General features: G+C 73.0%; 24 protein-coding genes and 1 pseudogene. 15 read left to right on the forward strand and 10 right to left on the reverse strand.

Features of this window, described 5'->3' with window-relative positions:
* Positions 1–969, reverse strand: coding sequence for an extracellular catalytic domain type 1 short-chain-length polyhydroxyalkanoate depolymerase (locus tag BEK98_RS41745; protein ID WP_094222033.1), 969 nt, complete (start codon positions 967–969; stop codon positions 1–3).
* Positions 970–1,145: 176 nt separating this feature from the next.
* Here BEK98_RS41745 and BEK98_RS49285 point away from each other — a divergent pair.
* The 3 genes and pseudogenes from BEK98_RS49285 (at position 1,146) to BEK98_RS41755 (ending at position 3,620) form a co-directional block, all read left to right on the forward strand.
* Positions 1,146–1,240: pseudogene (locus BEK98_RS49285) on the forward strand.
* Positions 1,241–1,371: 131 nt separating this feature from the next.
* The gene (locus BEK98_RS41750; protein WP_167444389.1) at positions 1,372–2,487 is read left to right on the forward strand and encodes an FUSC family protein; all 1,116 of its coding nucleotides are present in this window, start codon (positions 1,372–1,374) and stop codon (positions 2,485–2,487) included.
* On the forward strand, positions 2,484–3,620 hold the full coding sequence (locus tag BEK98_RS41755; protein WP_094222035.1) for a PP2C family protein-serine/threonine phosphatase: 1,137 nt from the start codon (positions 2,484–2,486) through the stop codon (positions 3,618–3,620). Before BEK98_RS41750 ends, BEK98_RS41755 begins: the two co-directional genes overlap by 4 nt.
* A gap of 20 nt (positions 3,621–3,640) precedes the next feature.
* Here the strand turns inward: BEK98_RS41755 and BEK98_RS41760 are convergent, their stop codons facing one another.
* Positions 3,641–4,468, reverse strand: coding sequence for a nucleotidyltransferase domain-containing protein (locus BEK98_RS41760; RefSeq protein WP_143684232.1), 828 nt, complete (start codon positions 4,466–4,468; stop codon positions 3,641–3,643).
* Between the two features lie 10 nt (positions 4,469–4,478).
* Positions 4,479–4,829 carry a DoxX family protein gene (locus BEK98_RS41765; protein WP_094222037.1) on the reverse strand — a complete coding sequence of 117 codons (351 nt, stop codon included), beginning with the start codon at positions 4,827–4,829 and terminating at the stop codon, positions 4,479–4,481.
* Positions 4,830–4,889: 60 nt separating this feature from the next.
* Between BEK98_RS41765 and BEK98_RS41770 the strand changes: the two genes are divergently transcribed.
* From BEK98_RS41770 to hypA, 9 genes are all read left to right on the forward strand, one after another.
* Positions 4,890–5,786: a LysR family transcriptional regulator gene (locus BEK98_RS41770; RefSeq protein WP_094222038.1), complete on the forward strand. Its 897-nt coding sequence runs from the start codon at positions 4,890–4,892 to the stop codon at positions 5,784–5,786.
* Between the two features lie 127 nt (positions 5,787–5,913).
* Positions 5,914–7,470, forward strand: coding sequence for a hypothetical protein (locus BEK98_RS41775; protein ID WP_094222039.1), 1,557 nt, complete (start codon positions 5,914–5,916; stop codon positions 7,468–7,470).
* A gap of 57 nt (positions 7,471–7,527) precedes the next feature.
* Positions 7,528–8,589, forward strand: a complete 1,062-nt coding sequence (locus BEK98_RS41780; RefSeq protein WP_094222040.1) for an NADH-quinone oxidoreductase subunit B family protein — start codon at positions 7,528–7,530, stop codon at positions 8,587–8,589.
* A gap of 64 nt (positions 8,590–8,653) precedes the next feature.
* Complete coding sequence (locus BEK98_RS41785) at positions 8,654–10,447, forward strand: nickel-dependent hydrogenase large subunit (RefSeq protein WP_094222041.1); 1,794 nt, start codon at positions 8,654–8,656, stop codon at positions 10,445–10,447.
* Positions 10,440–11,012 carry a NifU family protein gene (locus BEK98_RS41790; RefSeq protein ID WP_094222042.1) on the forward strand — a complete coding sequence of 191 codons (573 nt, stop codon included), beginning with the start codon at positions 10,440–10,442 and terminating at the stop codon, positions 11,010–11,012. The genes BEK98_RS41785 and BEK98_RS41790 overlap by 8 nt, the downstream gene beginning before the upstream one ends.
* Positions 11,009–11,605: a DUF5947 family protein gene (locus BEK98_RS41795; protein ID WP_094222043.1), complete on the forward strand. Its 597-nt coding sequence runs from the start codon at positions 11,009–11,011 to the stop codon at positions 11,603–11,605. Before BEK98_RS41790 ends, BEK98_RS41795 begins: the two co-directional genes overlap by 4 nt.
* A 21-nt stretch (positions 11,606–11,626) precedes the next feature.
* A complete protein-coding gene (locus BEK98_RS41800) occupies positions 11,627–11,833 on the forward strand; it encodes a hypothetical protein (protein WP_094222044.1) in 207 nt (68 codons plus the stop codon).
* Positions 11,834–11,892: 59 nt separating this feature from the next.
* Positions 11,893–12,042 carry a hypothetical protein gene (locus tag BEK98_RS49290; protein ID WP_167444390.1) on the forward strand — a complete coding sequence of 50 codons (150 nt, stop codon included), beginning with the start codon at positions 11,893–11,895 and terminating at the stop codon, positions 12,040–12,042.
* Between the two features lie 7 nt (positions 12,043–12,049).
* Positions 12,050–12,406 (forward strand): hydrogenase maturation nickel metallochaperone HypA, encoded by a 357-nt coding sequence (gene hypA, locus BEK98_RS41805; RefSeq protein WP_094222045.1) that lies wholly within the window; start codon positions 12,050–12,052, stop codon positions 12,404–12,406.
* Positions 12,407–12,463: 57 nt separating this feature from the next.
* On the opposite strand, the gene hypE is transcribed toward hypA, so the two are convergent.
* From hypE to BEK98_RS41840, 7 genes are all read right to left on the reverse strand, one after another.
* Positions 12,464–13,546: a hydrogenase expression/formation protein HypE gene (hypE, locus tag BEK98_RS41810; protein ID WP_094222046.1), complete on the reverse strand. Its 1,083-nt coding sequence runs from the start codon at positions 13,544–13,546 to the stop codon at positions 12,464–12,466.
* Complete coding sequence (gene hypD / locus BEK98_RS41815; protein WP_094222047.1) at positions 13,539–14,666, reverse strand: hydrogenase formation protein HypD; 1,128 nt, start codon at positions 14,664–14,666, stop codon at positions 13,539–13,541. The genes hypE and hypD overlap by 8 nt, the downstream gene beginning before the upstream one ends.
* Complete coding sequence (locus BEK98_RS41820; RefSeq protein WP_094222048.1) at positions 14,663–14,953, reverse strand: HypC/HybG/HupF family hydrogenase formation chaperone; 291 nt, start codon at positions 14,951–14,953, stop codon at positions 14,663–14,665. The genes hypD and BEK98_RS41820 overlap by 4 nt, the downstream gene beginning before the upstream one ends.
* Positions 14,954–14,956: 3 nt before the next feature.
* Positions 14,957–17,356 (reverse strand): carbamoyltransferase HypF, encoded by a 2,400-nt coding sequence (gene hypF, locus BEK98_RS41825; RefSeq protein WP_094222049.1) that lies wholly within the window; start codon positions 17,354–17,356, stop codon positions 14,957–14,959.
* A complete protein-coding gene (gene hypB, locus BEK98_RS41830; protein WP_094222050.1) occupies positions 17,353–18,078 on the reverse strand; it encodes a hydrogenase nickel incorporation protein HypB in 726 nt (241 codons plus the stop codon). The genes hypF and hypB overlap by 4 nt, the downstream gene beginning before the upstream one ends.
* Before the next feature lie 61 nt (positions 18,079–18,139).
* Positions 18,140–18,730, reverse strand: coding sequence for a hydrogenase maturation protease (locus BEK98_RS41835; RefSeq protein ID WP_094222051.1), 591 nt, complete (start codon positions 18,728–18,730; stop codon positions 18,140–18,142).
* Positions 18,727–20,454, reverse strand: a complete 1,728-nt coding sequence (locus BEK98_RS41840) for a hydrogenase maturation protein (protein WP_094222052.1) — start codon at positions 20,452–20,454, stop codon at positions 18,727–18,729. The genes BEK98_RS41835 and BEK98_RS41840 overlap by 4 nt, the downstream gene beginning before the upstream one ends.
* Before the next feature lie 209 nt (positions 20,455–20,663).
* Here BEK98_RS41840 and BEK98_RS41845 point away from each other — a divergent pair, with 209 nt between their 5' ends.
* The 3 genes from BEK98_RS41845 (at position 20,664) to BEK98_RS41855 (ending at position 23,121) form a co-directional block, all read left to right on the forward strand.
* Positions 20,664–21,269, forward strand: coding sequence for a DUF3159 domain-containing protein (locus tag BEK98_RS41845; protein ID WP_094222053.1), 606 nt, complete (start codon positions 20,664–20,666; stop codon positions 21,267–21,269).
* Positions 21,270–21,285: 16 nt separating this feature from the next.
* On the forward strand, positions 21,286–21,708 hold the full coding sequence (locus BEK98_RS41850; RefSeq protein WP_094222054.1) for a DUF2267 domain-containing protein: 423 nt from the start codon (positions 21,286–21,288) through the stop codon (positions 21,706–21,708).
* Between the two features lie 297 nt (positions 21,709–22,005).
* On the forward strand, positions 22,006–23,121 hold the full coding sequence (locus BEK98_RS41855; protein ID WP_244202209.1) for an AI-2E family transporter: 1,116 nt from the start codon (positions 22,006–22,008) through the stop codon (positions 23,119–23,121).
* Positions 23,122–23,141 lie beyond the last annotated feature (20 nt).

The following is a 23,141-nucleotide window of genomic DNA, read 5'->3' on the forward strand; positions in this document are numbered from 1 at the left end:
TCAGCCCAGGCCCCAGACCTGGCCGAGCCGGTAGGCGGCGCACAGGTGGACGTCGAGGACGTACGGGGCCGTGGTCCCGCACCCGGTCGCCGGATCGACGGGCTGCCCGTGGCCCATGCCGGTGATGCTGTAGGTCTCCACCACGGCCTGCCCGGCGGAGGTCCGGTAGACCTGGTGCGGGTATCCCGCCACGGTGTCGGTGACGTCGGCGGTCTGGTCGGTGCCCTGGACGTCGGTCCACTGCCTGACCAGGTCGGTCATGTTGGACGGCTTCACGGTGCCGTCGGCCGAGCCCTGGAAGACGGTGAGCGTGGGCCAGGGGCCGGTGTATCCGGGGCGGGCCCTGCGGACGCGGTCGCCCCACTGGGCCGGCGTCTGGTTCGCCCACCCGTACATGCACGGGTACGGTCCACCGGCCGCGTTGGAGCAGTCGTACGGCAGTCCGGCGACGATGCCGGCCGCCCGGAACTTCTCCGGGTACGTCGCCATCATCACCGCCGTCATACCGCCGCCGGCGGACAAACCGGTGACGAACACGCGCGAGGGATCGCCCTGGGCGTCGGCGAGTTGGCGGTCCACCATCTGCGCGATCGAGGCGGCCTCGCCGTCGCCGCGCTCGATGTCGCCGAGTTGGAACCAGTCGAAGCACTTGCTGATGTTGTTGTTCGTGGACTGCTGCGGGACCACGACGGAGAAGTGCCAGCGGTCCGCGAGCGTGGTCCAGCCGCTGTTGACGGCGTACCCGGCGTCCTGGGTGCAGCCGTGCAGGGCGACGACGACGGGGGCGTTCGCCGGCAGGTCCGGGGGGTCGTAGCGGAACATGCGCAGCGCACCGGGGTTGGAACCGAAGCCGGTGACTTCGGCGAGGGAGGCGGCAGCGGCCGCCGTGCGGGGAGTGAGGAGTCCGGCGGCCAGGGCGACCACGAGGGCCACCAGGGCGGCTGTCAGGCGTGCGGCTCTGGTCTGCATGCCCGCAGATGCTAGGAGCCTGACACGGCTGCGATATGGGGTCGGACACCATAGTGCGCTCGCCGGAGGTGGGCACGGCAGGGGCTCCGCACGTCAGTGAGACGTCACCGGCGTGTCAGCGGGGCCTGGCACCGTAGTTGATGTGAACGGCACGGGAAACCGGGAGCCGGTCACGGGGAGAGGTGCCCGGAGTGGTTGATCGGGGACCAGCGAGCACGGCTCAAGGTCGGGCCCCATGGGGCCCACGCAGGTTCGAATCCTGCCCTCTCCGCTCCTCGCAAACCTGATGCGCTCCTTATTTGCCAGATGCCCTATTTGTCCGATTATCCTGGGCGGCTGTTGCCCCGCGGCCCGCCCACGCGGGCCGCGGGAATCCGGCAAAGGGAAGGAGGCACGGAAGGCATGCTCAGCGCTCGGATGTCCGCCCGCGCGATGCCCTTCGGCCGAACCGATTGCGCCGACGCCGCGCGGGCGACCGTGGCGGCCGGGCTGACCTGGCAGGTGTGCGTGACCCTGCTGCATACGCCCCACCCCTATGTGGGCGCCGTGGCGGCGCTGCTCATCGTCGAGGCGACGGTGGTGCGCACGGTCGCCGCCGCGACCCGGTACGCCGCGGGATGCCTGCTCGGCGTGGTCGTCGCCGTACCCGCCGCGCTGTACGTCGAGCCGGCGATGGTCGGCCTGGGTCTCGTCGTCTTCGCCTCCGTCCCGCTGGCCCGGCACGAGCTGCTGGGCCACCAGGGGCTGCATCTGCCGACGACGGCCCTGATCACCTTCGCCCTGGTCCGCGGCCGTCACCCCGCCGAGCTGGTCTCCCACCTCGCGGAGATCACGCTGGGCATCGCCTTCGGGCTGGCGTGCAGCGCGTTGCTGTTCCCTGCCGTACGGGTACGGTCCGCGGAGCGCTCGGTGGAGCGACTGCGCACCCTGCTCGCCCGCCACCTCGACGGTCTGGCCGACGCCGTCGCCCGGCGCGAGCGGCCGCGGAACGTGCTCGGCTCCGGCTGGGAGCGGGAACTCGACGCCGCGCTGGCACAGGCCCGTACCGCCGTGGACGAAGCGCACGAGAGCGTGCGGTGGAACGTACGGCCGACGGCCCGGCGCCGCCGCTGGCACCTGGACCGGCGCGTCATGCGGACGCTGGCCGACGTGGAGCGGCAGGTGTGCGCGGCCGGACGGCTGCTCGACACGCGACCCGCGGTGAGCCGGCCCGGCGCTCGGGGCGGGGGCGCTGCCGCCGCCGACGGTTTCGCCGGGCCGTACGCACGATTGCTGCGCACGACGGCCCTGTGCGTCTACGGGTGCCGGGGCGGGCGCCCCCATCCCGCGCTGCCTGCCGCCCGGCACGCCCTCGCCCGCCTCGGCGGACCCGACCGCGATCCCCCGGTCGACCGCGACGAGGACCGCCATCTCGTCCAGCACCTGGACGCGGTCCTGTGCTGCCTGACCACGTCCGTACCCACCCCGACCCGACAGCACCGGGTGCTCAGCCCGCTGCGGCCCTCACAGCGACGATGACCTCTCACCCCACGGATCCCCCGCACAGCGACACCGCCCCCACCGGCCGTACCCCACCCGCCTGGCGCCGGCTGCCCCTGACCCTGGCCCCCGTCCTGTTCATGCTGATCGTCGCCCTCACCGACCTGCTGACCCCGGACTGGCTGCATGTCTCCCCGGTGATGGCCGCCGTGCCGGTCCTGGCCGCCGCCCTGCTCCCCCTGTGGGCGACGGCTGCCCTTGCCTGCGCCGCCCTCTCCGTGACGGCGGTGCTGCAGATGGTCGCGGGCCAGCTCGGCCGCCCGGACTCGGACGTCGTCCTGGGCGCCCTGGCCGTGGTCGGGCTCGCCTCCCTCGCCACCTGCTCCCTGCGACAACGCCGGGAACGGCAGCTGCGCCAGGTCCGCTCCGTGGCGGAGACCGCCCAGCGCGCGCTGATGCACCCGCTGTCCGGCCGGATCCGCTCGCTGGCCCTGTGCGGTGTGTATCTGCCGGCCGAGTCGGAGGCACGGATGGGCGGCGACTTCTACGAGGCCCTGCAGACGCCGTACGGCACCCGGATCCTCATCGGCGACGTGCGGGGCAAGGGGCTGACGGCCGTCGGGGCCTCCGCGAACCTGCTCGCCGCGTTCCGGGAGCTGGCCGACCGGGAGGCGTCCCTGGCCAAGGTGGCCCAGGGGCTGGACGAGCGCGCCCGACGGCAGATCGCGGCGCTGGACGGCCAGGGCACGCAGGCGCTGTTCACGGAGCGGTTCGCGACCGCGCTGCTCGTGGAGTTCCCGCCCGGCGAGGCGGTGGCCCGCATCGTCCACTGCGGTCATCCCGAGCCGCTCGTCGTCCGGGCGGGCCAGGTCCACGCCCACCTGCCCGACCAGCCCGGGGCACCCCTCGGACTCGGCGACCTCCTGGCCGCGGAACCGGTCGCGACGACGGTGCCGTTCGCCCCGGGCGACCGGCTGCTCCTCTTCACGGACGGATTCATCGAGGCCCGCGACCGCCGGGGCCGGTTCTACGACCTCCCCGCCCACGCCCGCACCCACGCGGACCGCCCACTGCCGGCCATGGTCACCGCCCTGCGCCGCGCCCTCCTGCACCACGTCGACGGCGACCTCGGCGACGACGCGGCACTGGTGGCGCTGGAGCGGCTGCCGTGACAGCGCCTGGGGGCAGGGCGTCAGGGGGCGAGCTGCCGTCCCGCCTCGATCGCCGTCGCGGCGAACGCGATGGTGTCACGCAGGCGCGCGGCCGGATCGCCCTCGTACGAGGAGGTGGCGGAGCCTTCGCGGATCCGGAGCGCTTCATGGACGATCGGCTGCCAGCGCTCGTCGAAGGCGGTCAGAGCGTGCCGGCCGGCCCCGGTCTTGGAGGTGAGCCGATCGGTGGCCAGCAGGTGGTGCAGGCGCGCGACGCCGAGCACGAACCACTCGGTGACCCACTCGCCCCGCTCGGCCGGGCCGTCGAGGACCCACTCCTGTCCTTCGCCTGCGCGAAGTGTGTCGAGCGACGGCTGCCAGAACTCGGCGAGGTTGGCGTGGGAGTAAGCGCGGAGCGCGGTCTGGTCCGTCCACACGTCGTCCGCCGTCAGCCGCGGGCCGCGTACGGTGACAGCCTGCCGGGCGATCTCGTGCCAGGTGACCAGGTTGCGGCCGAAGTGGCCCGTCGGCCGGAAGTCCCACTCCTGGACGCACGGCACGTCCGGGCAGCCCTTCGGCGAGTCGGCCAGATCCGCGCGGGTCACGTGCAACCCGTCGAAGTAAGGCCGTGGGTGACGACCGCTCAGCTCCCGGAAGACCTCGCGGAGCGCGTCCACCGACATGGCCGAAGGCCGCTCGCTGAGCACCGCCAGGAAGTCGATGTCGCTGCGCCCGGGCCGGAAGTCGCCGTACGTGAGCGAGCCGTGCAGATACAGGCCCTCGATGAGCCCGGGCACGGCCGTGTCGGTCAACTCCAGGTAGCTCTCGACCGATTGGCGGACCTCATCGGGAAGCGGCGGTAACGTCATGGCGCCCACGCTAGACGATCACGGCCGTCGCCAGGGCTCCCGCGGCCGAGGCGAGAAACAGGCCCGGGAACGCGATGTTGTGCAGTACTCCGGCCCGTACATGGACGGCCAGGGCGCCGATGTAGAACAGCACCAGGCCGACACCGGCGGCGATGCCCAGGGGGCGCAGGCCCAGCAGTCCGAGCAGGAGTCCCGCCGCGCCGGCCGCCTTCAGCAGAGCAAGGGGCGGGATCCAGGCCGGCGGTACGCCGACCGCGCTCGCGTTGGCGAGGACGAACGACGCCCTGGCGAAGTCGGCTCCCGCGATGCCGGCGTTGGCCAGGACGGCCGCACAGGTGGCGAGGACGTAGGCGAGTTCCATGAGTCCACCCTCCCCGGGAGCCGACACGCCGTCCAATACCTGCATCTATAACCTGGTGGAATGGATGTCGACACCCGTCTGCTGCGCTCCTTCCTGGCCGTCGCCGAGGAGGGCAGCCTCACCCGTGCCGCCGAGCGTGTCTTCGTGTCCCAGCCGGCCCTGACGAAGCAGATCCGGCAGCTGGAGACGCAGCTCGGCGTACGGTTGTTCGAACGCTCGCGGGCCGGGATGGCACTGACCGGGCCCGGCCGGGAACTCGCGCGTCGCGCCCCGAAGGTGCTCGCGGCGTGGGACGACGCCCTGCGCACCACGCGGGCCGCCGACCGGCAGGCCTCCCGGGTGCTGCGCGTCGGGTTCCTGGCGAGCGCGGCCAACGAGGCGACGCAGGAGATCGTCGCCGCGTTCGCCCGGCGCCGGCCCGGGTGGCGCACCGAGCTGCGCCAGGCGGCCTGGACGAACCCGAGCGCCGGCCTGGCCACCGGGGACGTGGACGCCGCCCTGCTGCGGCTGCCCTTCCAGGGCCAGGAAGCCCTGCGCGTCGAGCCGCTGTTCAGCGAACCGCGCTGGGTCGCCCTGCCCGCCGCGCACCCGCTGGCCGCACGCGACACGATCGCCTTCCGCGACCTGTGGGACGAGCCGTTCGTCGCCGCCCCGCAGGAGACCGGCGCCTGGCGCGACCACTGGCTGGCCGCCGACGAGCGCGAGGGCCACCCCGTCCGCGTCGGCGCGGTCACCGAGCAGCCCGACGACTGGCTGAACGCCATCGCCAACGGATACGGGATCGCCCTCGCACCCCAGTCCGCCGCACGGTTCTACGCCCGACCCGGCGTGGTCTACCGACCGGTCACCGGCGTGAGCCCCACCCAGGTGGGCGTCGCCTGGGCCCCCGCCGACGACCGCAATCCGGTCGTACAGGACTTCGTCCGCTGCTGCCTCGATCTCGCTCGACCGGCCTGATCGTCCCCTGCCCGGCCCAATCCAGGTCCGCCTAAAGGGCGAGCACCCGTGAGGGGTGTGACCGTGGTGGAAGGGATCGGCGGGTGCACCTGTGGCATCGGCGGTGCACCTGTGGCGAGGAGGCGGAATGGCCGGGACGGGCGGCGTGGATGGTGGCGTGGCGTGTGCCGCCGTAGCGGGAGGCGACGCGTCCGGCGACGCCTTCGCGCAGGTGAGCGCGGTCGCCGATGCCGTCCTCTACGAGGGCTATCTCCTCTACCCGTACCGCCGCTCCTCGGCCAAGAACCGCGTCCGCTGGCAGTTCGGGGTGCTGTTGCCGCGGGACTGGGTGGAGGCGGACGGGCCCGTCGCCCCCGGCCTGTCCGGGTCCGCGGACTCCTGGTACCAGCAGACCGAGTGCCTGGTGCGCGCGCGGCGGCCCGAAGCGGTCGTACGGGTCCGGCTGCGGTACCTGCAGATGCAGCACAAGCAGGTGCAGGCGGCCGACACGGATGGACGGTACCGCCCGGTCGAGTCGCTGCGGACGGACGACGGGACGGCCCATCTCACCTTCGACGAGGCTGTGCCGCACGAGGTCGGTTTCGAGTGGCCGCTCGCCGATCTGCTGCGGGGCGGGTGCGGTACCGAGGCCGGGGCGCCGCCCGGTGCGGAGACGGAGCCGCTGCCCGGGGGCGCCGGGCGCGTGGTGCGGCGGCGTGAGGAGGTCCGGGCGCGTACGACGGTCGTGGCCGAGCCGCTCACCGACGACGTGTACCGGCTGCGGGTGCGCACCGAGAACACCGGGCGCGCACCGGATGCCCGGGCTGCCCGGGGCGATGCCCTGCGGCATGCGCTGCTGGCCGCGCACACCCTGCTCGGCGGCGAGGGCGTGGAGTTCGTCTCGCTGACCGATCCGCCCGCCGGTCTGCGGGAGCATGTGCGCGACTGCCGTAACGCGTTCACCTTCCCTGTCCTGGGCGGCCCGCCGCAGGAGACGGGTCCGGTCGGTCGGGTCGTCCTGTCCTCCCCGATCATCCTCCCGGACCGTCCGCAGGTGGCGCCGGAGAGCCCGGGCGATCTGCACGACGCGGCGGAGATCGACGAGATCCTGACGCTGCGCACGATGCTCCTGACGGACGAGGAGAAGGCCGAGGCGCGGGCCACCGACCCGCGGGCCGCGCGGATCCTCGACCGCGTCGACAGCATGCCGCAGGAGGTCTTCGCCCGGCTGCACGGCGCCATCCGCTCGCTCACCCCGGTCACGCCCGCCGTCCCCGGGGACCCGTCCGAACGGCCCGCCTGGTGGCAGGAGGACGCCGACGAGGGGCTGTCTCCGACGACCGACACGGTGCTCGTGGACGGCGTCCCGGTCGGCGGCGGCAGCCGGGTGCGGGTGCGGCCGCGCGGCCGGGGCGCCGACGCCCAGGACATGTTCCTGGCCGGCCGGACCGCGCGGGTGGCGGCGGTCTTCCACGACGTGGACGGCAGCGTGCACCTGGCGGTGACCGTCGACGACGATCCCGCGGCCGAACTGCACGGCTGGTACGGCCGTTTCCACTACTTCCGGCCCGACGAGGTCGAACCTCTCGCGGGCGCGCACGCGCCGGGGCTCGCCGACCCGGTCCACCCACCCCGGCCGCAGTCCCCGCGGCCCCGATGTCCGGCCGCCGGGCCGGAGGAGGGACGGCTCGATGGACACCCCTGACCTGCCGGCGCACGCCGGTCACCGACTCCCTGACCGACCGCAGCAAAGGCCGACGACATGACGACCCAGAGCAGTGCCACCCAGGAGCGCGACGCGATCGACGAGATCCACATCCTCTGGATCTCCGAGGGGATGAGCTGTGACGGCGACACCGTCTCCCTGACCGCCGCCGACCAGCCCTCGATCGAGGACGTGGTGCTCGGGCTCATCCCGGGCCTGCCGAAGGTCAACCTGGTCAACAAGGTGCTCTCGCCGAGCCTGGGCGGCGAGGACTTCCTCGCCCCGTACCGGGCCGCGGCGCGCGGCGAACTGGCCCCGTTCATCCTCGTCATCGAGGGCTCGATCCCGAACCAGAACATCATCGAGGGCGACGGCTACTGGACGTCCTTCGGCAACGACCCGGAGACCGGCCAGCCGCTGCCGCTGAACTGGTGGATCGACCAACTGGCGCCCAAGGCCTGGGCAGTGGTGGCCGCCGGCACCTGCGCCACCTTCGGCGGCATCCACGCCATGGCCGGCAACCCCACCGGCTGCATGGGCCTCGCGGACTATCTGGGCTGGGACTACAAGTCGCAGGCCGGACTCCCCATCGTCAACGTGCCCGGCTGTCCCATCCAGCCCGAGAACTTCATGGAGACCCTCATCTGGGTGCTCCAGCATGCCGCCGGTGCCGCTCCCCCGCCCCCGCTGGACCACATGCTGCGTCCCCAGTGGCTGTTCGGGAAGACCGTGCACGAGGGCTGCGACCGGGGCTCGTACTACGAGCAGGGCGACTTCGGCCTCGACTACAACTCCCCCAAGTGCCTGGTGAAAACCGGCTGCTGGGGCCCGGTGGTCAACTGCAACGTGCCCAAGCGGGGCTGGATGTCCGGCATCGGCGGCTGTCCGAACGTCGGCGGGATCTGCATCGGGTGCACGATGCCCGGCTTCCCCGACGCCTTCATGCCGTTCATGGACGAACCACCCGGGGCGACGCTGTCGACCCTCGCCGTCAAGCCGTACGCGGCCGTCATCCGCCGGCTGCGCGGCCTGACCAACGACATGGTGAACCACGAGCCCAAGTGGCGCCACAACAAGCGCAGGCTGACCAGCGGTTACGACCCGCACTACCGCCCGTGACGCCGCCCGTCGCGTATCCCGCCATCGACCCGCCGAACCCGAACAGCAAGGGGCTGTACCGCAGATGACGACCACCGAGTCCCGGTCCACCAAACGCAAACCTGCGCAGATCGTGGACATGTCCTGGGATCCGATCACCCGGATCATCGGCAACCTGGGCATCTACACGAAGATCGACTTCGCCAACCGGGAAGTCGTGGAGTGCCACAGCACCTCGTCGCTGTTCCGCGGCTACTCGGTGTTCATGAAGGGCAAGGACCCGCGCGACGCGGGCTTCATCACCTCGCGCATCTGCGGCATCTGCGGCGACAACCACACCACGTGCTCCAACTACGCCCAGCAGATGGCCTACGGCGTCAAGCCGCCCAAGCTGGCCGAGCACATCACCAACCTCGGCGAAGCGGCCGAGTACATGTTCGACCACACGCTCTTCCAGGACAACCTGGTGTTCGTGGACTTCTGCGAGGCGATGGTCAAGGCCACCAACCCCGCTGTGCTGGCCCGTGCCGAGCGCACGGACGCGCCCCGCGGGAACGTCCACGGCTTCCGGACCATCGCCGACATCATGAAGGCCTTCAACCCCTTCGAGGGCGAGGTCTACAAGGAGGCGCTGAAGGTCAGCCGGGTCACCCGGGAGATGTTCTGCCTGATGGAGGGGCGGCACGTCCACCCGTCGACGATGTACCCGGGCGGGGTCGGCACGATGCCGCAGCCGAACACCTTCACCGACTACCTCAGCCGGCTCATGCGGGTCATCGACTTCGTCAAGAAGTCCGTGGCGATGAACGACGACGTCTTCGACTTCTTCTACGAGGCGCTGCCCGGCTACGAGGAGGTCGGCAAGCGCCGCATCCTGCTGGGCTGCTGGGGCGCCTGGCAGAACCCGGACGTCGTCGACTACCGCTACGCGAACATGAACCGGTGGGGCAAGGCGATGTACGTCACCCCCGGCATCGTGGTCGACGGCCAACTGGTCACCAACAACCTGGTGGACATCAACCTCGGCCTGCGGATCATGCTCGGCAGCTCCTACTACGAGGACTGGGTCAACGAGCAGCCGTTCGTCACCCACGACCCGCTCGGCAACCCCGTCGACATGCGTCACCCGTGGAACCAGACCACCGTGCCGGTGCCGCAGAAGCGGGACTTCGACGGCAAGTACAGCTGGGTGATGAGCCCGCGCTGGCACCACTCGGGGACCGGCGAGCACCTCGCCCTGGACACCGGCGGCGGGCCGCTCGCCCGGCTGTGGACGACGGCGCTGAGCGGCCTGGTCGACACGCCGTACGTCAAGGCCACCGGCAGCAGCGTGCGCATCTCCCTGCCCAAGGGCGAGTCGCTGCCGGAGACCACGCTCGAGTGGCACATCCCGAAGTGGAGCAACACCATCGAGAGGGACCGTGCCCGGCCGTACTTCGTCGCCTACGCCGCCGCCATGGCCCTGCAGTTCCTGGAGGAGGCGATGGGGATGCTCCGCGACGGCGACTCGAAGGTGTACGAGAACTTCGAGGTGCCCGACGAGGCGATCGGCTGTGGTTTCCACGAGGCGGTGCGCGGTGTCCTCTCGCACCACCTGGTGATCCGCGACAAGAAGATCGCCAACTACCACCCGTACCCGCCGACCCCGTGGAACGCCAGCCCCCGCGACATGTACGGCACCCCCGGGCCGTACGAGGACGCCGTCCAGGGCCAGCCGATCTTCGAGGAGAACGGGCCCGACGACTTCAAGGGCGTGGACATCATGCGCACCGTCCGCAGCTTCGACCCGTGTCTGCCCTGCGGGGTGCACATGTACATGGGCAAGGGCAAGACGCTGACGACGGTGCACTCGCCCACGTACGGGGCCGGGCATGCCTGACACCGCCGTACGGCTCCCGGATCCGGCGGTGGAGGCGCGGCTCGCCCGGCTCGACGAGCTGCTGGCGGGGCTGGAGTCCGCGCCCGGCCCGGCCGCCCGGGAGGCGCTGGAGTCGGTGACGCTGCTGACCGAGGTGTACGGCGAGGCGCTCGCCCGGGTCCTGGACCACGCGGACGAACAGCTGCGCGAGCGCCTGGCCGACGACGAGCTGCTCGGACACCTGCTGGTGCTGCACTCCCTGCACCCCGAGACCGTCGAGCGACGGGCCGCCCGCGCGGTCGAGCGGCTGCGGCCCGCAGTCCGCGAACGCGGCGGTGACCTGGAGTGGGCCGGTGTCGAGGGGCAGGTGGCCCGGGTCCGGGTGAGCACCGGCGGCGGGTGCGGTTCCGGGTGTGGCGGCGGGTCGTCCGACGTCACCGCGGCCGTCCGCGCGGCGGTGCTGGCCGCCGCCCCCGAGCTGGACGCGGTGGAGCCGGTCACCGCCGAGCGGCGGGCGGCCCCGGCCTTCGTACCCCTGACGACACTGACGCGCCGGACCGCGCCGCGACCGCAGGAGCCCCGGTGACCACGGACGGGGCACTGGCCCGCCTCATCCGCTCGGCGGCCGGCCGCACGGCGACCGCCGAGGCCGAGGCGTGCGAACTGTGCGCCGCCCCGGTGGCCGACGTACACCCCCACCTGTACGACATCGAGGCCGCCGAGGTGCGGTGCGTGTGCCACCCCTGTTCGGTGCTGTTCGCCGAGGACGGGGCGGGCGAGGGACGCTACCGGCTGGTACCCCGGCGCCGGCTGCGGCTGCCGCCGGTCGACACGGCGGTGCTGGGCGTACCGGTGGGCCTGGTGTTCTTCGTGCCGCGCTCCGACGGCACGGTCACCGCACAGGGGCCGAGCCCGGCCGGGGCCATGCGGTGGGAGGTGGACGCGGCGGCCTGGCAGCGGCTGACCGCCACGTTTCCGCAGCTCGCCTCCATGGCACCCGAGGTGGAGGCGCTGCTGGTGAACACCGTGCGGGGCCTCGACGAGCACTGGATCGTGCCGGTCGACGACTGCTTCCGGATGGTGGCCCTCGTCCGCCGCGAGTGGCGGGGCCTGTCCGGCGGCGACGGGGTCTGGCCGGCCGTGGAGCGGTTCTTCGCGGAGCTCACCGAGCGGTCGTGAGGACCTGGAAGGAGAACAGACATGGGCACCATCAGAGTGGGCCGCCCCCAGGCGAAGCCCGACACACCCCGCCATGTGCCGGGGATGCACCAGGGCAACCATGGCCCCTACCAGCACCAGAGCGGACACCACGAGGACGGCACCGCCGACGCGCGCCGCTCCACCGGGATCCACTCGAAGCGGCATGACGCCCTGCTGGACGCCATGCCGAACATCTCACCGGGATGAGAGAGCAGGGAGTGAGCGTGAACAAGCGCTGCCGAACGGCGAACACAGCGAGGTCGGCGATGTCCGGACGTCAGGTGCTGCTCGCGCAGGCCGCTCTGGTGGGCGGTCTGGCACTGGCCCTGTTCATGAAGCAACTGCCCAGTATGGTGCGTGAGCTGCGGATCTACCGGATGACCGGTGGCCTGCGCGCGAACCGCCGCTACCCCTGAGCCGGCCGTGCACGAACTGTCGATCGCGACGGCGATCGTGGAGCAGGCCGAGGAGATCGCCCGGGCGGACGGCGCCGACGACGTCTCGTCGGTGACCGTCCGGGTCGGCGAGCTGGCCGGTGTGGTGCCGGACGCGCTGCACTTCGCCTTCGAGGTGGCCCGGGACGGCACGGCCCTCGCCGCGGCCCGGCTCGTGGTCGAGCAGGTGACGGCACGGGCCTGGTGCGGCGGGTGCGCCGAGGAGTTCGCGGTGGGCATGCCGCCGTTCTTCTGGTGCCCGCGCTGCGACCAGCCCTCGCAGGACCTGCGCAGCGGCCGGGAACTGGAGATCACGGACGTCGAGCCGGCTGCGGCCCGGCCCTGACGGCAGTCGACCCCGCCGGTGCCTCGGGCTCCGGCGGGGTCCGCTGCTGTCCGGGCCTCAGCAGATACGGGGCAGCTGCTCCCCCAGGGGCAGGTCAACCACCCGGGTGCCGCCGAGCCCGGTGGCCACGACGACCATGCCCGGATGCTCCTCGACACACTCGCCGATGAGGGTCGCTCCGGCGCCCTGCGGGTGGGCGCGCATCGCCGCCAGCACGGCTTCGGCCTCCTCCCGGGGCACGAAGGCGACGAGCCGTCCCTCGTTGGCGACGTAGAGCGGGTCCAGGCCGAGGAAGCCGCAGGCGTTCGCGACCTCGTCCGGGACCGGGACGGCCCGCTCCCGCAGCCGTACGCCGGTGCCGGAGGCGCGGGCGATCTCGTTGAGCGAGGCGCCGAGCCCGCCCCGGGTGGGGTCGCGCAGGACGTGGATGTCCCGGGTGACCGCCAGCATGTCCACCACCAGGCCGGCCAGCGGCGCGGTGTCGGAGGCGATCTCGATCCCGAACTCCAGCCCCTCCCGCACGCTCATGATCGCCACACCGTGCAGTCCGATCGGGCCGCTGACGATGACGGCGTCGCCCGGCCGGGCGCGCTGCGGCCGGATGTCGACCCCGTCGGGGACGAGCCCGACTCCCGCGGTGGTGACGTAGACGCCGTCGCCGTGCCCGGACTCGACCACCTTGGTGTCGCCGGTGGCGATGGTGACGCCGGCCGTCTCGGCCGCCGCGCCCATGGCCCGCGCGATGCGTTCGACGACGGTCAGCTCCACGCCCTCCTCCAGCACGAAGGCGGCGGAGAGGTAGGCGGGCCGGGCGCCGCTCATCGCCAGGTCGTTGACCGTGCCGTTGACGGCCAGGTCGCCGAGGCAGCCGCCGGGGAAGAAGAGCGGCCGTACGACGTAGGAGTCGGTGGAGAACGCCAGCCGGGCCCCGCCGAGGTGGAGGACGGCCGAGTCCGTCATCCCGGCGAGCAGGGCGTTGCCGTAGGCGGGGGCGAAGACCTGTTCGATCAGCTCGGCGGACAGCGCGCCGCCTCCGCCGTGGCCCATGACGACGACCGGCTGGTCGCGCAGGGGTGCGGGGCAGGTCCAGTTCGCGGGGTCGGCGGCCGTGGCGGTAGCTTCGACGGCGAGGTCAGCCAACGGGGTTCATCTCCTCGCGGGGGAGCGCCGGTTCGGACATCCGGCGGTACAGGTAGTAGGCGGCGCAGGCACCCTCGCTGGAGACCATGGTGGCGCCGAGCGGGGTGCGCGGGGTGCAGAGGGTGCCGAAGGCCGCGCAGTCCGTGGGCTTGATCAGCCCTTGCAGCACCTCGCCGGCGCGGCACTCGGCCGGTTCCTCGGTGCGGATGCCGGAGACGTCGAAGCGGTGCTCGGCGTCGTACGCCCGGTAGGCCTCTCTCAGCCGCCAGCCGCTGGCGGGGATGCGGCCGATGCCGCGCCAGTTGCGGTCGGTGACCTCGAAGACGTCCTCGATCATGCGGATCGCGGCCGGGTTGCCGTCCTCGCGCACGGCACGGGCGTAGGCGTTCTCCACCCAGTGCTCGCCGCGCTCGAGCTGGCGGACCGCGCGGCGGATGCCCTCCAGGATGTCGAGGGGTTCGAATCCGGTGACGACGATCGGCACGCGATGTCGCTCCGCCAGCTCCGGGTACTCGCTCATGCCCATCACGCTGCACACATGCCCGGCGGCCAGGAAGCCCTGCACCCGGCAGGTCGGGGCGGTCATGATGGCCTCGACGGCCGGAGGGACCCGCACATGGGAGACCAGGAGGCTGAAGTTGGTCAGGCCCAGGCGCCTGGCCTGGTGCACGGCCATCGCGTTGGCGGGTGCGGTGGTCTCGAAGCCGATGGCGAAGAACACCACCTGCCGGTCCGGGTGCTGTCGGGCGAGTTTCAGCGCGTCGAGCGGGGAGTACACGACGCGTACGTCACCGCCCTCGCCCTTGACCCGGAACAGGTCCCGGTCGGTGCCGGGGACCCGCAGCATGTCGCCGAAGGAGCAGAAGATCACGTCCGGGCGGGCCGCGATGTCCAGCGCCTTGTCGATACATTCCAGCGGCGTCACACAGACCGGGCAGCCCGGGCCGTGGATCAACTCCACCTTCTCGGGGAGGAGTTGGTCGATGCCGTGACGGATGATGGAGTGGGTCTGGCCGCCGCAGACCTCCATCAGCGCCCAGGGGCGGGTGACGGTGGCGCTGATCTCGTCCAGCAACCGGCGGGCCAGGTCGGGGTCGTTGAACTCGTCGATGTACTTCACCGGACCTCGCTCCCGTTCTCCTGCCGGGCCGCCTGCTCCCAGGCGTCGCCGAACTCCTCCTCCAGCAGTCCGAGTTGTTCGAACAGTTCCAGGGACGCCCGGGCCGACTCCTCGTCCAGGCGCTGCAGGGCGAACCCGACGTGGACGATGACGTACTCCCCGACCCGCACATCGGGCAGGTACTCCAGACACGCCTGTTTCCGTACTCCGCCGAAGTCGATCAGCCCGGTGAGCGGGTCGGCGCCGTCGTCGATGGCCACGACCTTGCCGGGCACTGCCAGACACATGGGTCACTCCGTCTCGTCGTTGGTTGGTGTTGCCGCGACCATGAGCTGCCCGAGCGCCAACCCACCGTCGTTCGGGGGCACTTCGCCGTGCCGGAGGACCGTGAACCGGTCCGCGGCCAGCAGGGCGGCGCACTCCTCCTCCAGCAGGGCGTTGGCGAAGACGCCTCCGGTGAGGGCGACGGTGGTCAGGCCGGTCGTTCCGCGGGCTCGTCGGCAGATCTCCGTGACGGCCCGGGCCACGCCCCGGTGGAAGCGGGCCGCGAGCACGGGGGTGGGGGTGCCGCGGCGCAGGTCGGTGAGGAGGGTGTGCAGCGGGGGTGCGATCTCCCACCTGCCCGCCCGGCTCAGTCGGCCGAGGGGCTGACGAGCCGGGGCTTGACCCGATGGGAGGGTCCGGAATCCGAAGCGGTACGCCCCGGCGTCCGCGTGCCAGGCCTCCGTCGCGACCGCCTCCAGCTCCGACGCAGCCTGTGCCTCGTATCCCGCGCGGTGGCACACGCCGATCAGAGACGACACGGCGTCGAAGAGACGGCCCATGCTGGACGTCGGGACACATGCCACCTGGCGTTCCAACTGACGTCCCAGCACGGCCAGTTCGGACTCCGAACACGCGACGACGCTCGGCAGATCCCGCTCCCACGGCAGCCCCGCCGCCCACAGCCGGGCCAGCGCCAGCCGGCAGGGGTTGGCGACGCCCGCGTCCCCGCCGGGGAGCGGGGCCGGGGTGAGGTGGGCGAAGCGCCGGTAGCCGGTGTAGTCGGCGAGCAGCACCTCGCCGCCCCACACGGTGCCGTCGTCGCCGTACCCGGTGCCGTCGAAGGCTACGCCGATGACGGGGGTGGCGCCGTCGAGACCGTGTTCGGCCATCGCCGAGGCGATGTGTGCGTGGTGATGTTGGACCAACGTCGGCTTCTGCAAGTCGAGTTGGGATGACCGTGTCCGTGCCCAGCCCGTCGAGTGATAGCCGGGGTGCCGGTCGGCGGCGATCAGTTGCGGGGTGACTCCCGTGAGGCGGCTGAGGTGCCGTTCGGCCCGCTCGGCCGCTTCGAGGGTGGCCAGGTCGCCCATGTCGCCGATGTGCGGCCCGAACCAGGCGAGGTCGCCCTCGCCCACGCAGAGGGCGTTCTTCAGGTCGCCGCCGACCGCGAGGGCCGGGCGGACCGGAACCGGCAGACGCAGGGGGCGGGGCACGTAGCCACGCGACCGGCGCAGCACCTGTTCGGTGCCGTCGGGGCGCACCCGCAGCAGGGAGTCGTCGCACGGGGAGGCGATGGGCCGGTCGTGGGCGAGCCAGGCGTCGGCGAGTCCGGCCAGCCGGGTCAGCGCCTCGGCGTCGTCGGTGACGATGGGCTCGCCGGAGCGGTTGCCGCTGGTCATGACCAGGACCTGGGGGCCGGGGGTATCGCCGGGCAGCCCGAACAGCAGCGTGTGCACGGGGGTGTACGGCAGCATCACGCCCACGTGCGGGCTGCCCGGGCAGACCTGGTCGGCGAGGCGGAGCCGGTCCGCGGGGGTGCGTCTGCGCAGCAGGACGATGGGGCGCCGGGCGCTGGTGAGTGCGGCTCGTTCGGCGTCGGAGAGGGCCGCGATGCGCTCCGCCGTGTCGAGGTCGGCGCACATCACGGCGAAGGCCTTGCCGCCGCGTTCCTTGCGGGTGCGCAGGGTGGCGACGGCGCGTGCGTCGGTGGCGTCGCAGGCCAGGTGGTAGCCGCCGACGCCCTTCACGGCGACGATCCGGCCCGCGGCCAGCAGCGCGCGTGCCGCCGTCAGGGCGTCCGCGTCCCGGGCCGGGCGGACGTCGGTTCCGTCGGCCGGGACCAGGCGGAGCCTCGGGCCGCAGTCGGGGCAGGCGACGGGCTGGGCGTGGAAGCGCCGGTCGGCCGGGGCGCCGTACTCCCGGGCGCAGGAGGGGCACATCGGGAAGCCGGCCATGGTGGTGGCCGCGCGGTCGTACGGCATCCCCGTGGCAATGGTGAAGCGGGGGCCGCAGTGAGTGCAGGTGATGAAGGGGTGGCGGAGGCGGCGATCGGCCGGATCGGCCAGCTCGCGCAGGCAGTCGGCGCAGGTCGCGGTGTCGGGCGGGAGCTGGGTGCGGCCCGTGGACCGCTCGGTGGGGCGGATGGTGAAGGGGCCTGTGGTCCCGGTGGCGGGGAGGTCCTCGCAGCCGAGGCCCGTCACGGCCGCCAGCGGGGGCGGGTATTCGGCCAGCTGGTCGAAGAACCGGCCCACTTCGCCCGCCGGGCCCTCGACCTCGATGAGCACGCCGTTCGCGGTGTTGCTGACGAACCCGGCCAGCGCCAGGTCGGCGGCCAGCCGGTGCACGTAGGGCCGGAAGCCGACCCCCTGCACCGTGCCGCGCACGGTGATCCGGCGGCGGACCGGGCCGGTGGCGGGTGCGGTCACGAGACGGGGGCGGAGGCGGAGTGGTGGTGACCGTGGGGATGCGGGGCGAGCGGAGGACGGTGCGGCGGGGCGCCGTGCCGGGCGGCGAGGGCGTGGGCCAGAAGGGTGTCGACGCCGTCGCCGGTGCGCGCGCACGACCGTACGATCTCCACCCCTGGGTTGACCCGCTGGACGTTCGCCCGGAAGACCATCTCGTCGAAGCCGGCCGGCTCGGCCAGGTCGGTCTTGGTGACGACGACCAGATGGGCGGAGCCGAACGCGGTCGGGTACTTCAGCGGTTTGTCCTCGCCCTCGGTCACCGCCATCAGCACGATCCGCAGGGTCTCGCCGAGGTCGTACGACGCCGGGCAGACGAGGTTGCCGACGTTTTCGACGAAGAGCAGCGCGGTGTCGGCCGGGAGCCAGCCCTCCAGGCGCGCGCGTACCTGCCGGGCCTCCAGATGGCACAGTCCGTCGGTGAGCAGTTGCTGGACCGGCGCGCCCGAACGCGCCAGCCGGACGGCGTCGTTCTCGGTCGCGAGGTCGGCGGTGAGCGCGGCGACCGGCACGCCGCGCTCCACCGCTCGGGCCAGGATCCGGCCGAGCAGCTCGGTCTTGCCGCTGCCCGGGCTGGACAGCAGGTTGACCACCGTCACGCCCTGCCGCGTCAGCTCGTCGCGCAGGCTCGCGGCCAGGTCGTCGTTCTTCGCCAGGACGGCCTGCTTGACGTCGGACCGGCACATGGGCGCAGCTCCTCGGGGTCGTGCGGCGGAGCCCCGGCCGTGTCCCGTACGGCCCGGGGTCTCACCGATCTTCGGCTCCGTCGGCCGCGAGGCCGGGCAGCGCAGCCGCGTGCGGGGGCCCGGATTCCATCGGGCGGCCCAACGGCGGCGCGGGTGCGGCGGGATCGGCCAGCAGGACGGGGACCAGTGTGTGCAGCGCGTCCACGGCCCGGTCGACCGCCTCCCGCAGCGGCGCGCTGATCCCCGGCAGGATGTCCTCGTCGCCGCGCGGCAGGACGCCGGGCTCGCAGGCCAGGACCAGGACCCGGGGCAGCGGCTCGTCGCCCAGGTGGGTGGCCAGGGCCAGCACCTTCTCCGGGTCCATGCCGTGCGCCTCGGGCACGGCCGTGCCGTCGGGCGGTTCCGCCTCGATCAGGGTGAGCGTGCCGGGGCGGTGTCCGCGCGGGGCCGCGTCGACCAGGACCGCGGTGGCGTAGCCGTCCAGCAGCGCGTAGGCGAGGTCCATGCCGCGGATGCCGAAGTCCCGCACCCGCGCCTCGGGGGGCAGCGGGCGCCGGTCGAGAGCGCGGATCACCTCGGGGCCGAACGCGTCGTCCCCGAGGAAGATGTTGCCGACGCCCGCGACGAGCAGCCGGGGCTCCGAGGGGTTCACCGGAGGGCTCCGGCGGCCGGTGCCAGGGGGCGGGCGGAGCCGGTGGGCTGCTTGCGGACGAAGGCCGACCGCAGGGCGTGGTACGGGGCCTCGGGGTCGAAGAAGATGGCGTACATACGGGCGAGTTCGTCACGCCGGTGGTCCGCGAGCGGCCGTACCCGCTCGTCGGCGTGGCGTGCCGCGGCCTTGGCGGCGATCCGGCGCCCGAGGTCCGGGGCTGCGGCGAGGCCGGCGGCCAGTCGCCCGACCTCGGCGGCGAACTCCCCCGGCCCGGTGGGCACGAGCCGGTCCACCAGTCCCAGCCGCTCGGCCGAGGCGGCGCTCAGCGGCAGCGCCTCGTCGGTCAGCCGGTGGGCGGTGTCGGCTCCGACGCGGCGCGGCAGCGTGTACGTCCAGAACTCGGATCCGTACAGGCCCATGCGCCGGTAGTGCGGGTTGAGGACGGCGCCCGTACGGCACCAGACCTGGTCGGCGGCGAGGGCGAGCATGGCGCCGCCCGCGGCCGCGTTGCCGGCGAGCGCGGCCACCACCAGCCGGTCGGTGGTGCGCAGCACGGCCTCGACGAGGTCGTCCATGGCGGTGATGTTGGTCCAGGACTCCTCGGCCGGGTCGGCGGACGCCTCGATGACGTTCAGGTGGATGCCGTTGGAGAAGAAGTCGCGTGCGCCGCCGAGCACCAGGACGGAGGTGGGGCGGTCGAGCGCGTACCGGTAGGCGGCGAGCAGTCTGCGGCACTGGTCGGTGCTCATCGCCCCGCCCGGGAAGGAGAAGCCGAGGAAGCCGACGTCGCCGCGCCGCCGGTAGCGGATGTCGGTCCAGGTGCGGCGGCGCGGGGGCAGTTCGAGCGGGGCCCCGGCCTCCGGGAGATCGAGCGTGCCGGAGAACGAGGCGAGCACGGAGGCGGCGGGGCGCCGGAAGGGCGCCGGGTCGCCGGAGTTCTTGCGCGGGCGGAGTTCCGGGATCCACACGGCGCCGTCCCGGGTGGCCCGGCAGACCGCGCCCGCCCGGGTCGCGAGCAGTTCTCCGGGGCGGCCGCGCAGCCGGTCCTCGGGGTGCCCGCCGTGCAGGAACACCTCGCGGCCGAGGAGTTCGTCCAGGACGCCCGGCTGCGAGTCGGCGCCGCGGAGCTTGCGCAGCACGGTCTCGGTGGTGTCGTGCGCCCAGTCGACGCGCCGCCGCTCCTGCCGGTAGAAGTCGCGCCACACGACCTTCACGGACGCGTCGGACGTGCCGGGGTCGCCGGTCTGCGGGCGGGGTTTGTACGAGGCGTCGGCGTACCGGCGTACGGCCAGCAGGACGGCGGCCACGGCGGCGTCGGAGGCCTCGTTGCGGTACAGGTCGCTCTTGCCGACGGACGGCACGGGGAAGGGCTCCGCCGCCCAGATGTCCCCTGCGTCCATGGCCGCCTCGGCCTGGAGCACGGTCACGCCCCAGCGCGGCGCCTGCTCGGCGATCGCCCAGTCCAGCGCGGACGGGCCGCGGTCGCCGGGCGGCCCCGGATGCACGATGAGGCAGGTGTGCTCCCGCCAGACGTCCTCGGGCAGGGCCGTCTTCAGCATCGGCGCGACGACCAGGTCCGGGCGCCGTTCGCGTACGGCGGCACGGACCGGGTCGGCGCCGTGCGTGGCGAGTACGACGTCCACGCGGTGTCCTTGGTCCGAGAGTTCGGCGTACAGCCGCTGGGAGAGGCTGTTGAACGCGCTGGCCACGAGCAAAATGTCCATGACATGGCATGTTCGTCCCTCTCCGGGGAGCCGGGAAGAACCCCTGCGGCGTTTCGTCCGCCCCGGTCGGGTCGCTTCCTCCATCCGGATCGCATTCCGGGCGGCTGCTGCGGCACCGCGGGCGCGGATGCGGGGGCCGGGACGCGGCGGCACGATGGAGGGGGCGGGCAGGCCCGGACACGCCCGCTCCCCGCGCTGGAAGTGATCCCATGGCACAGCAATCGGCGACCAGGGACCGGACGGCCGCACCGGTCGGGTTCGGCAGTGTCTTCCTCTCCTTCGCACCGTGGATCGTGTTCACGGTGATCGCCGGACCCAGCACCTGGGAGTACGCGGCCCTGGCCGCGCTGGTCACCGCTCTCGTGCTGTCCGGCCAGGACATCCTGCACGGCAGGCTCTCGATCCTCGACGTGACGGGCATCGTCTTCTTCGCCGTGATCTGCGTGCTGGCGCTGGCCCTGGGCCGGCCGCAGCTCCTCTGGCTGGAGACGTACGCACAGGTGATCGCCAACGGGGTCATCGCCGTCGTGGCCCTCGGATCGCTGTTCTTCCAGCCGTTCACGGAGCAGTACGCCCGGCGGTCGGCGCCGCCCGAGGTGTGGGACTCGCCGCTGTTCAAGCGCATCAACCGGGTGCTCACGGCGGTGTGGGGCGTGGTCTTCGCGGTCATCGCGGTGCTGGGCTGGCTGGCCATCCGGATACCGTCGGCGAGCGACTGGCTCAACTGGGTCCTGCCGGTGGCGCTGCTGGTGTGGGCCGTCAACTTCACCCGACGCTACCCGGAGTCCCAGCGCGGCCGGGCCCTGCCATCGTGAGGAAGGAACCGGCCTCATGCATCACGACGAGATCATCGGAAAGGTGCAGGCCCTCGCCCAGCTGCCCGACCGGGGGTCGGCCGAGCGGGCGACGCACGCCGTGGTGAGCACGCTCTCGGAACGGCTGCCGTCCGGGCTCGCCCGCCATGTGGCGGCTCAGCTGCCACCGGATCTGGCGGACGACATGCGGCGGGCGGCGGACGCGGCGGTGGGTGCCGACTCGGGCACGGCGGGTGAGCGGTTCGGGCTGACCGTGTTCGCCGGACGGATCGCCGACCGAGCCGGCACGGACGAGGACACGGCCCTGCGCGACGCCGCGGCCGTACTGGAGGTGCTGGACGCGGCCCTCGCCCCGGAGCTGACCGAGCGGATCGCCGGGGCCCTGCCGGCGGACATCCGGGAGCTGCTGCCGGTGGAGCGCGCCATCGAGGGGGGCTGAGGCGGACCCCGCTGGTTCGCCACGCGACGTTCACCGCGCGAGGGGCGGGCCCTCGCGCCACGGGTGACGAGAGAGGCTGAGGCAGGAGCGCACTCGTTCGCCGCGCGGGGGCGGGCTCCCCTGCCCGCGGGTTGTGAAGCGGCCCCGACCGCGCGTTGTGCCGTCCCCTTCCGCAGCTTGCGCTTACCGTTCTCTGAATGTGACCGGCAGTCAGGGTTCGGGCGCGGAGCGGAGGCGGGAGGCCTGGTGGGCGGTGCGGGTCGGCGGACGGGCGGCGGACGTCGGTCGGGTCGGGCGGTGCTGGGCAGTCGTCCGGCGTACTCCGTGCGGCTCCCGGCGATCGCCCGGTCTCCCGAACCGGACGCCCCGGCGGCCTGGCGCACGGTGCCGTGGCTGCGGGTCGCCGCGGCCTACGCCTGGCGCATCATCCTCGTCGGCATCGTCGTCTACGGCGTCTTCGGCATCCTCGGCCGCTTCCAGCTCATCGCCGTCGCCCTGTTCCTCGCCCTCGTCGTCACCTCGGTCCTGCGCCCTCTCGCCGATTTCCTCAACCGCGTCTTCCCCAGGCCCCTCAGCGTCGCGATCGCCCTCGTCGGCAGCCTGCTGCTCCTGATGGGCCTGCTCGCGCTCGTGGGCAACGCGGTGGCGGGCGAGTCGGCCCGGCTGGCCGGGGAGTTCCGCGGCGGCATCCACCGCATCGAGGAGTGGCTGCAGCGTCCACCGTTCCGGCTCAGCCCGGGCCGGCTCTCCGATCTGCAGCGCCAGGTGACCGACTACATCTCCGGGCACCGGGCCAGCCTGCTCAGCAGCGCGCTGTCGGGACTGGGCCGAGTTGTCGAGGTGATCACGGGCGGCGCGCTCGCGCTGTTCGCCTCCGCCTTCTTCATCCACTCCGGCGAGCGCATGTGGCGCTGGGCGCGCGACCAGCTGCTGCCGGGCGGTGCCCGTCCGGCCTGGGACCGGGCGGGGCGCGCCGCCTGGCGGACGTTCGCCGGGTACACGCGCGGCATCATCATCGTGGCGGCCACCAACGCCGTACTCGTCGGCATCGCCCTGCTCGTGCTGCGGGTACCGCTCGCGCTGCCGCTGACGCTGCTGGAGTTCTTCGCCGCGTTCGTGCCCCTGGTGGGCTCGCCGGTCGCGCTGGGTGTGGCCACGATCGTCGCCCTGGCCGGGCGCGGGCCGCTCACGGCCGCGGCGGTGCTGGTGCTGATCGTCGTCATCGGCCAGCTCGAAGGGCATGTGCTGCACCCGCTGGTGATGAGCTGGGCGGTGGCCTTGCACCCGCTCGTCGTCGCCGTGTCCGTCATCGCGGGCAGCATCGTCGCGGGGGTGATCGGAGCCGTCGTCGCCGTCCCGCTCATCTCGGTCGTGTGGGCGGTGCTGCGCGCGCTGCGGACGGTGCCGCCATAGGCCGATGCCACGTCAACTTC

This window comes from Streptomyces diastatochromogenes, assembly GCF_002242805.1.
Lineage (GTDB): Bacteria > Actinomycetota > Actinomycetes > Streptomycetales > Streptomycetaceae > Streptomyces > Streptomyces diastatochromogenes.

Excerpts from the sequence above, each read along its gene's own strand:
- BEK98_RS41745 (WP_094222033.1), bottom strand. The coding sequence starts at position 969 with ATGCAGACCAGAGCCGCACGCCTGACAGCCGCCCTGGTGGCCCTCGTG.
- BEK98_RS41750 (WP_167444389.1), top strand. The coding sequence starts at position 1,372 with ATGCTCAGCGCTCGGATGTCCGCCCGCGCGATGCCCTTCGGCCGAACC.
- BEK98_RS41755 (WP_094222035.1), top strand. The coding sequence starts at position 2,484 with ATGACCTCTCACCCCACGGATCCCCCGCACAGCGACACCGCCCCCACC.
- BEK98_RS41760 (WP_143684232.1), bottom strand. The coding sequence starts at position 4,468 with ATGACGTTACCGCCGCTTCCCGATGAGGTCCGCCAATCGGTCGAGAGC.
- BEK98_RS41765 (WP_094222037.1), bottom strand. The coding sequence starts at position 4,829 with ATGGAACTCGCCTACGTCCTCGCCACCTGTGCGGCCGTCCTGGCCAAC.
- BEK98_RS41770 (WP_094222038.1), top strand. The coding sequence starts at position 4,890 with ATGGATGTCGACACCCGTCTGCTGCGCTCCTTCCTGGCCGTCGCCGAG.
- BEK98_RS41775 (WP_094222039.1), top strand. The coding sequence starts at position 5,914 with ATGGCCGGGACGGGCGGCGTGGATGGTGGCGTGGCGTGTGCCGCCGTA.
- BEK98_RS41780 (WP_094222040.1), top strand. The coding sequence starts at position 7,528 with ATGACGACCCAGAGCAGTGCCACCCAGGAGCGCGACGCGATCGACGAG.
- BEK98_RS41785 (WP_094222041.1), top strand. The coding sequence starts at position 8,654 with ATGACGACCACCGAGTCCCGGTCCACCAAACGCAAACCTGCGCAGATC.
- BEK98_RS41790 (WP_094222042.1), top strand. The coding sequence starts at position 10,440 with ATGCCTGACACCGCCGTACGGCTCCCGGATCCGGCGGTGGAGGCGCGG.
- BEK98_RS41800 (WP_094222044.1), top strand. The coding sequence starts at position 11,627 with ATGGGCACCATCAGAGTGGGCCGCCCCCAGGCGAAGCCCGACACACCC.
- BEK98_RS49290 (WP_167444390.1), top strand. The coding sequence starts at position 11,893 with ATGTCCGGACGTCAGGTGCTGCTCGCGCAGGCCGCTCTGGTGGGCGGT.
- BEK98_RS41820 (WP_094222048.1), bottom strand. The coding sequence starts at position 14,953 with ATGTGTCTGGCAGTGCCCGGCAAGGTCGTGGCCATCGACGACGGCGCC.
- hypB (WP_094222050.1), bottom strand. The coding sequence starts at position 18,078 with ATGTGCCGGTCCGACGTCAAGCAGGCCGTCCTGGCGAAGAACGACGAC.
- BEK98_RS41840 (WP_094222052.1), bottom strand. The coding sequence starts at position 20,454 with ATGGACATTTTGCTCGTGGCCAGCGCGTTCAACAGCCTCTCCCAGCGG.
- BEK98_RS41845 (WP_094222053.1), top strand. The coding sequence starts at position 20,664 with ATGGCACAGCAATCGGCGACCAGGGACCGGACGGCCGCACCGGTCGGG.
- BEK98_RS41850 (WP_094222054.1), top strand. The coding sequence starts at position 21,286 with ATGCATCACGACGAGATCATCGGAAAGGTGCAGGCCCTCGCCCAGCTG.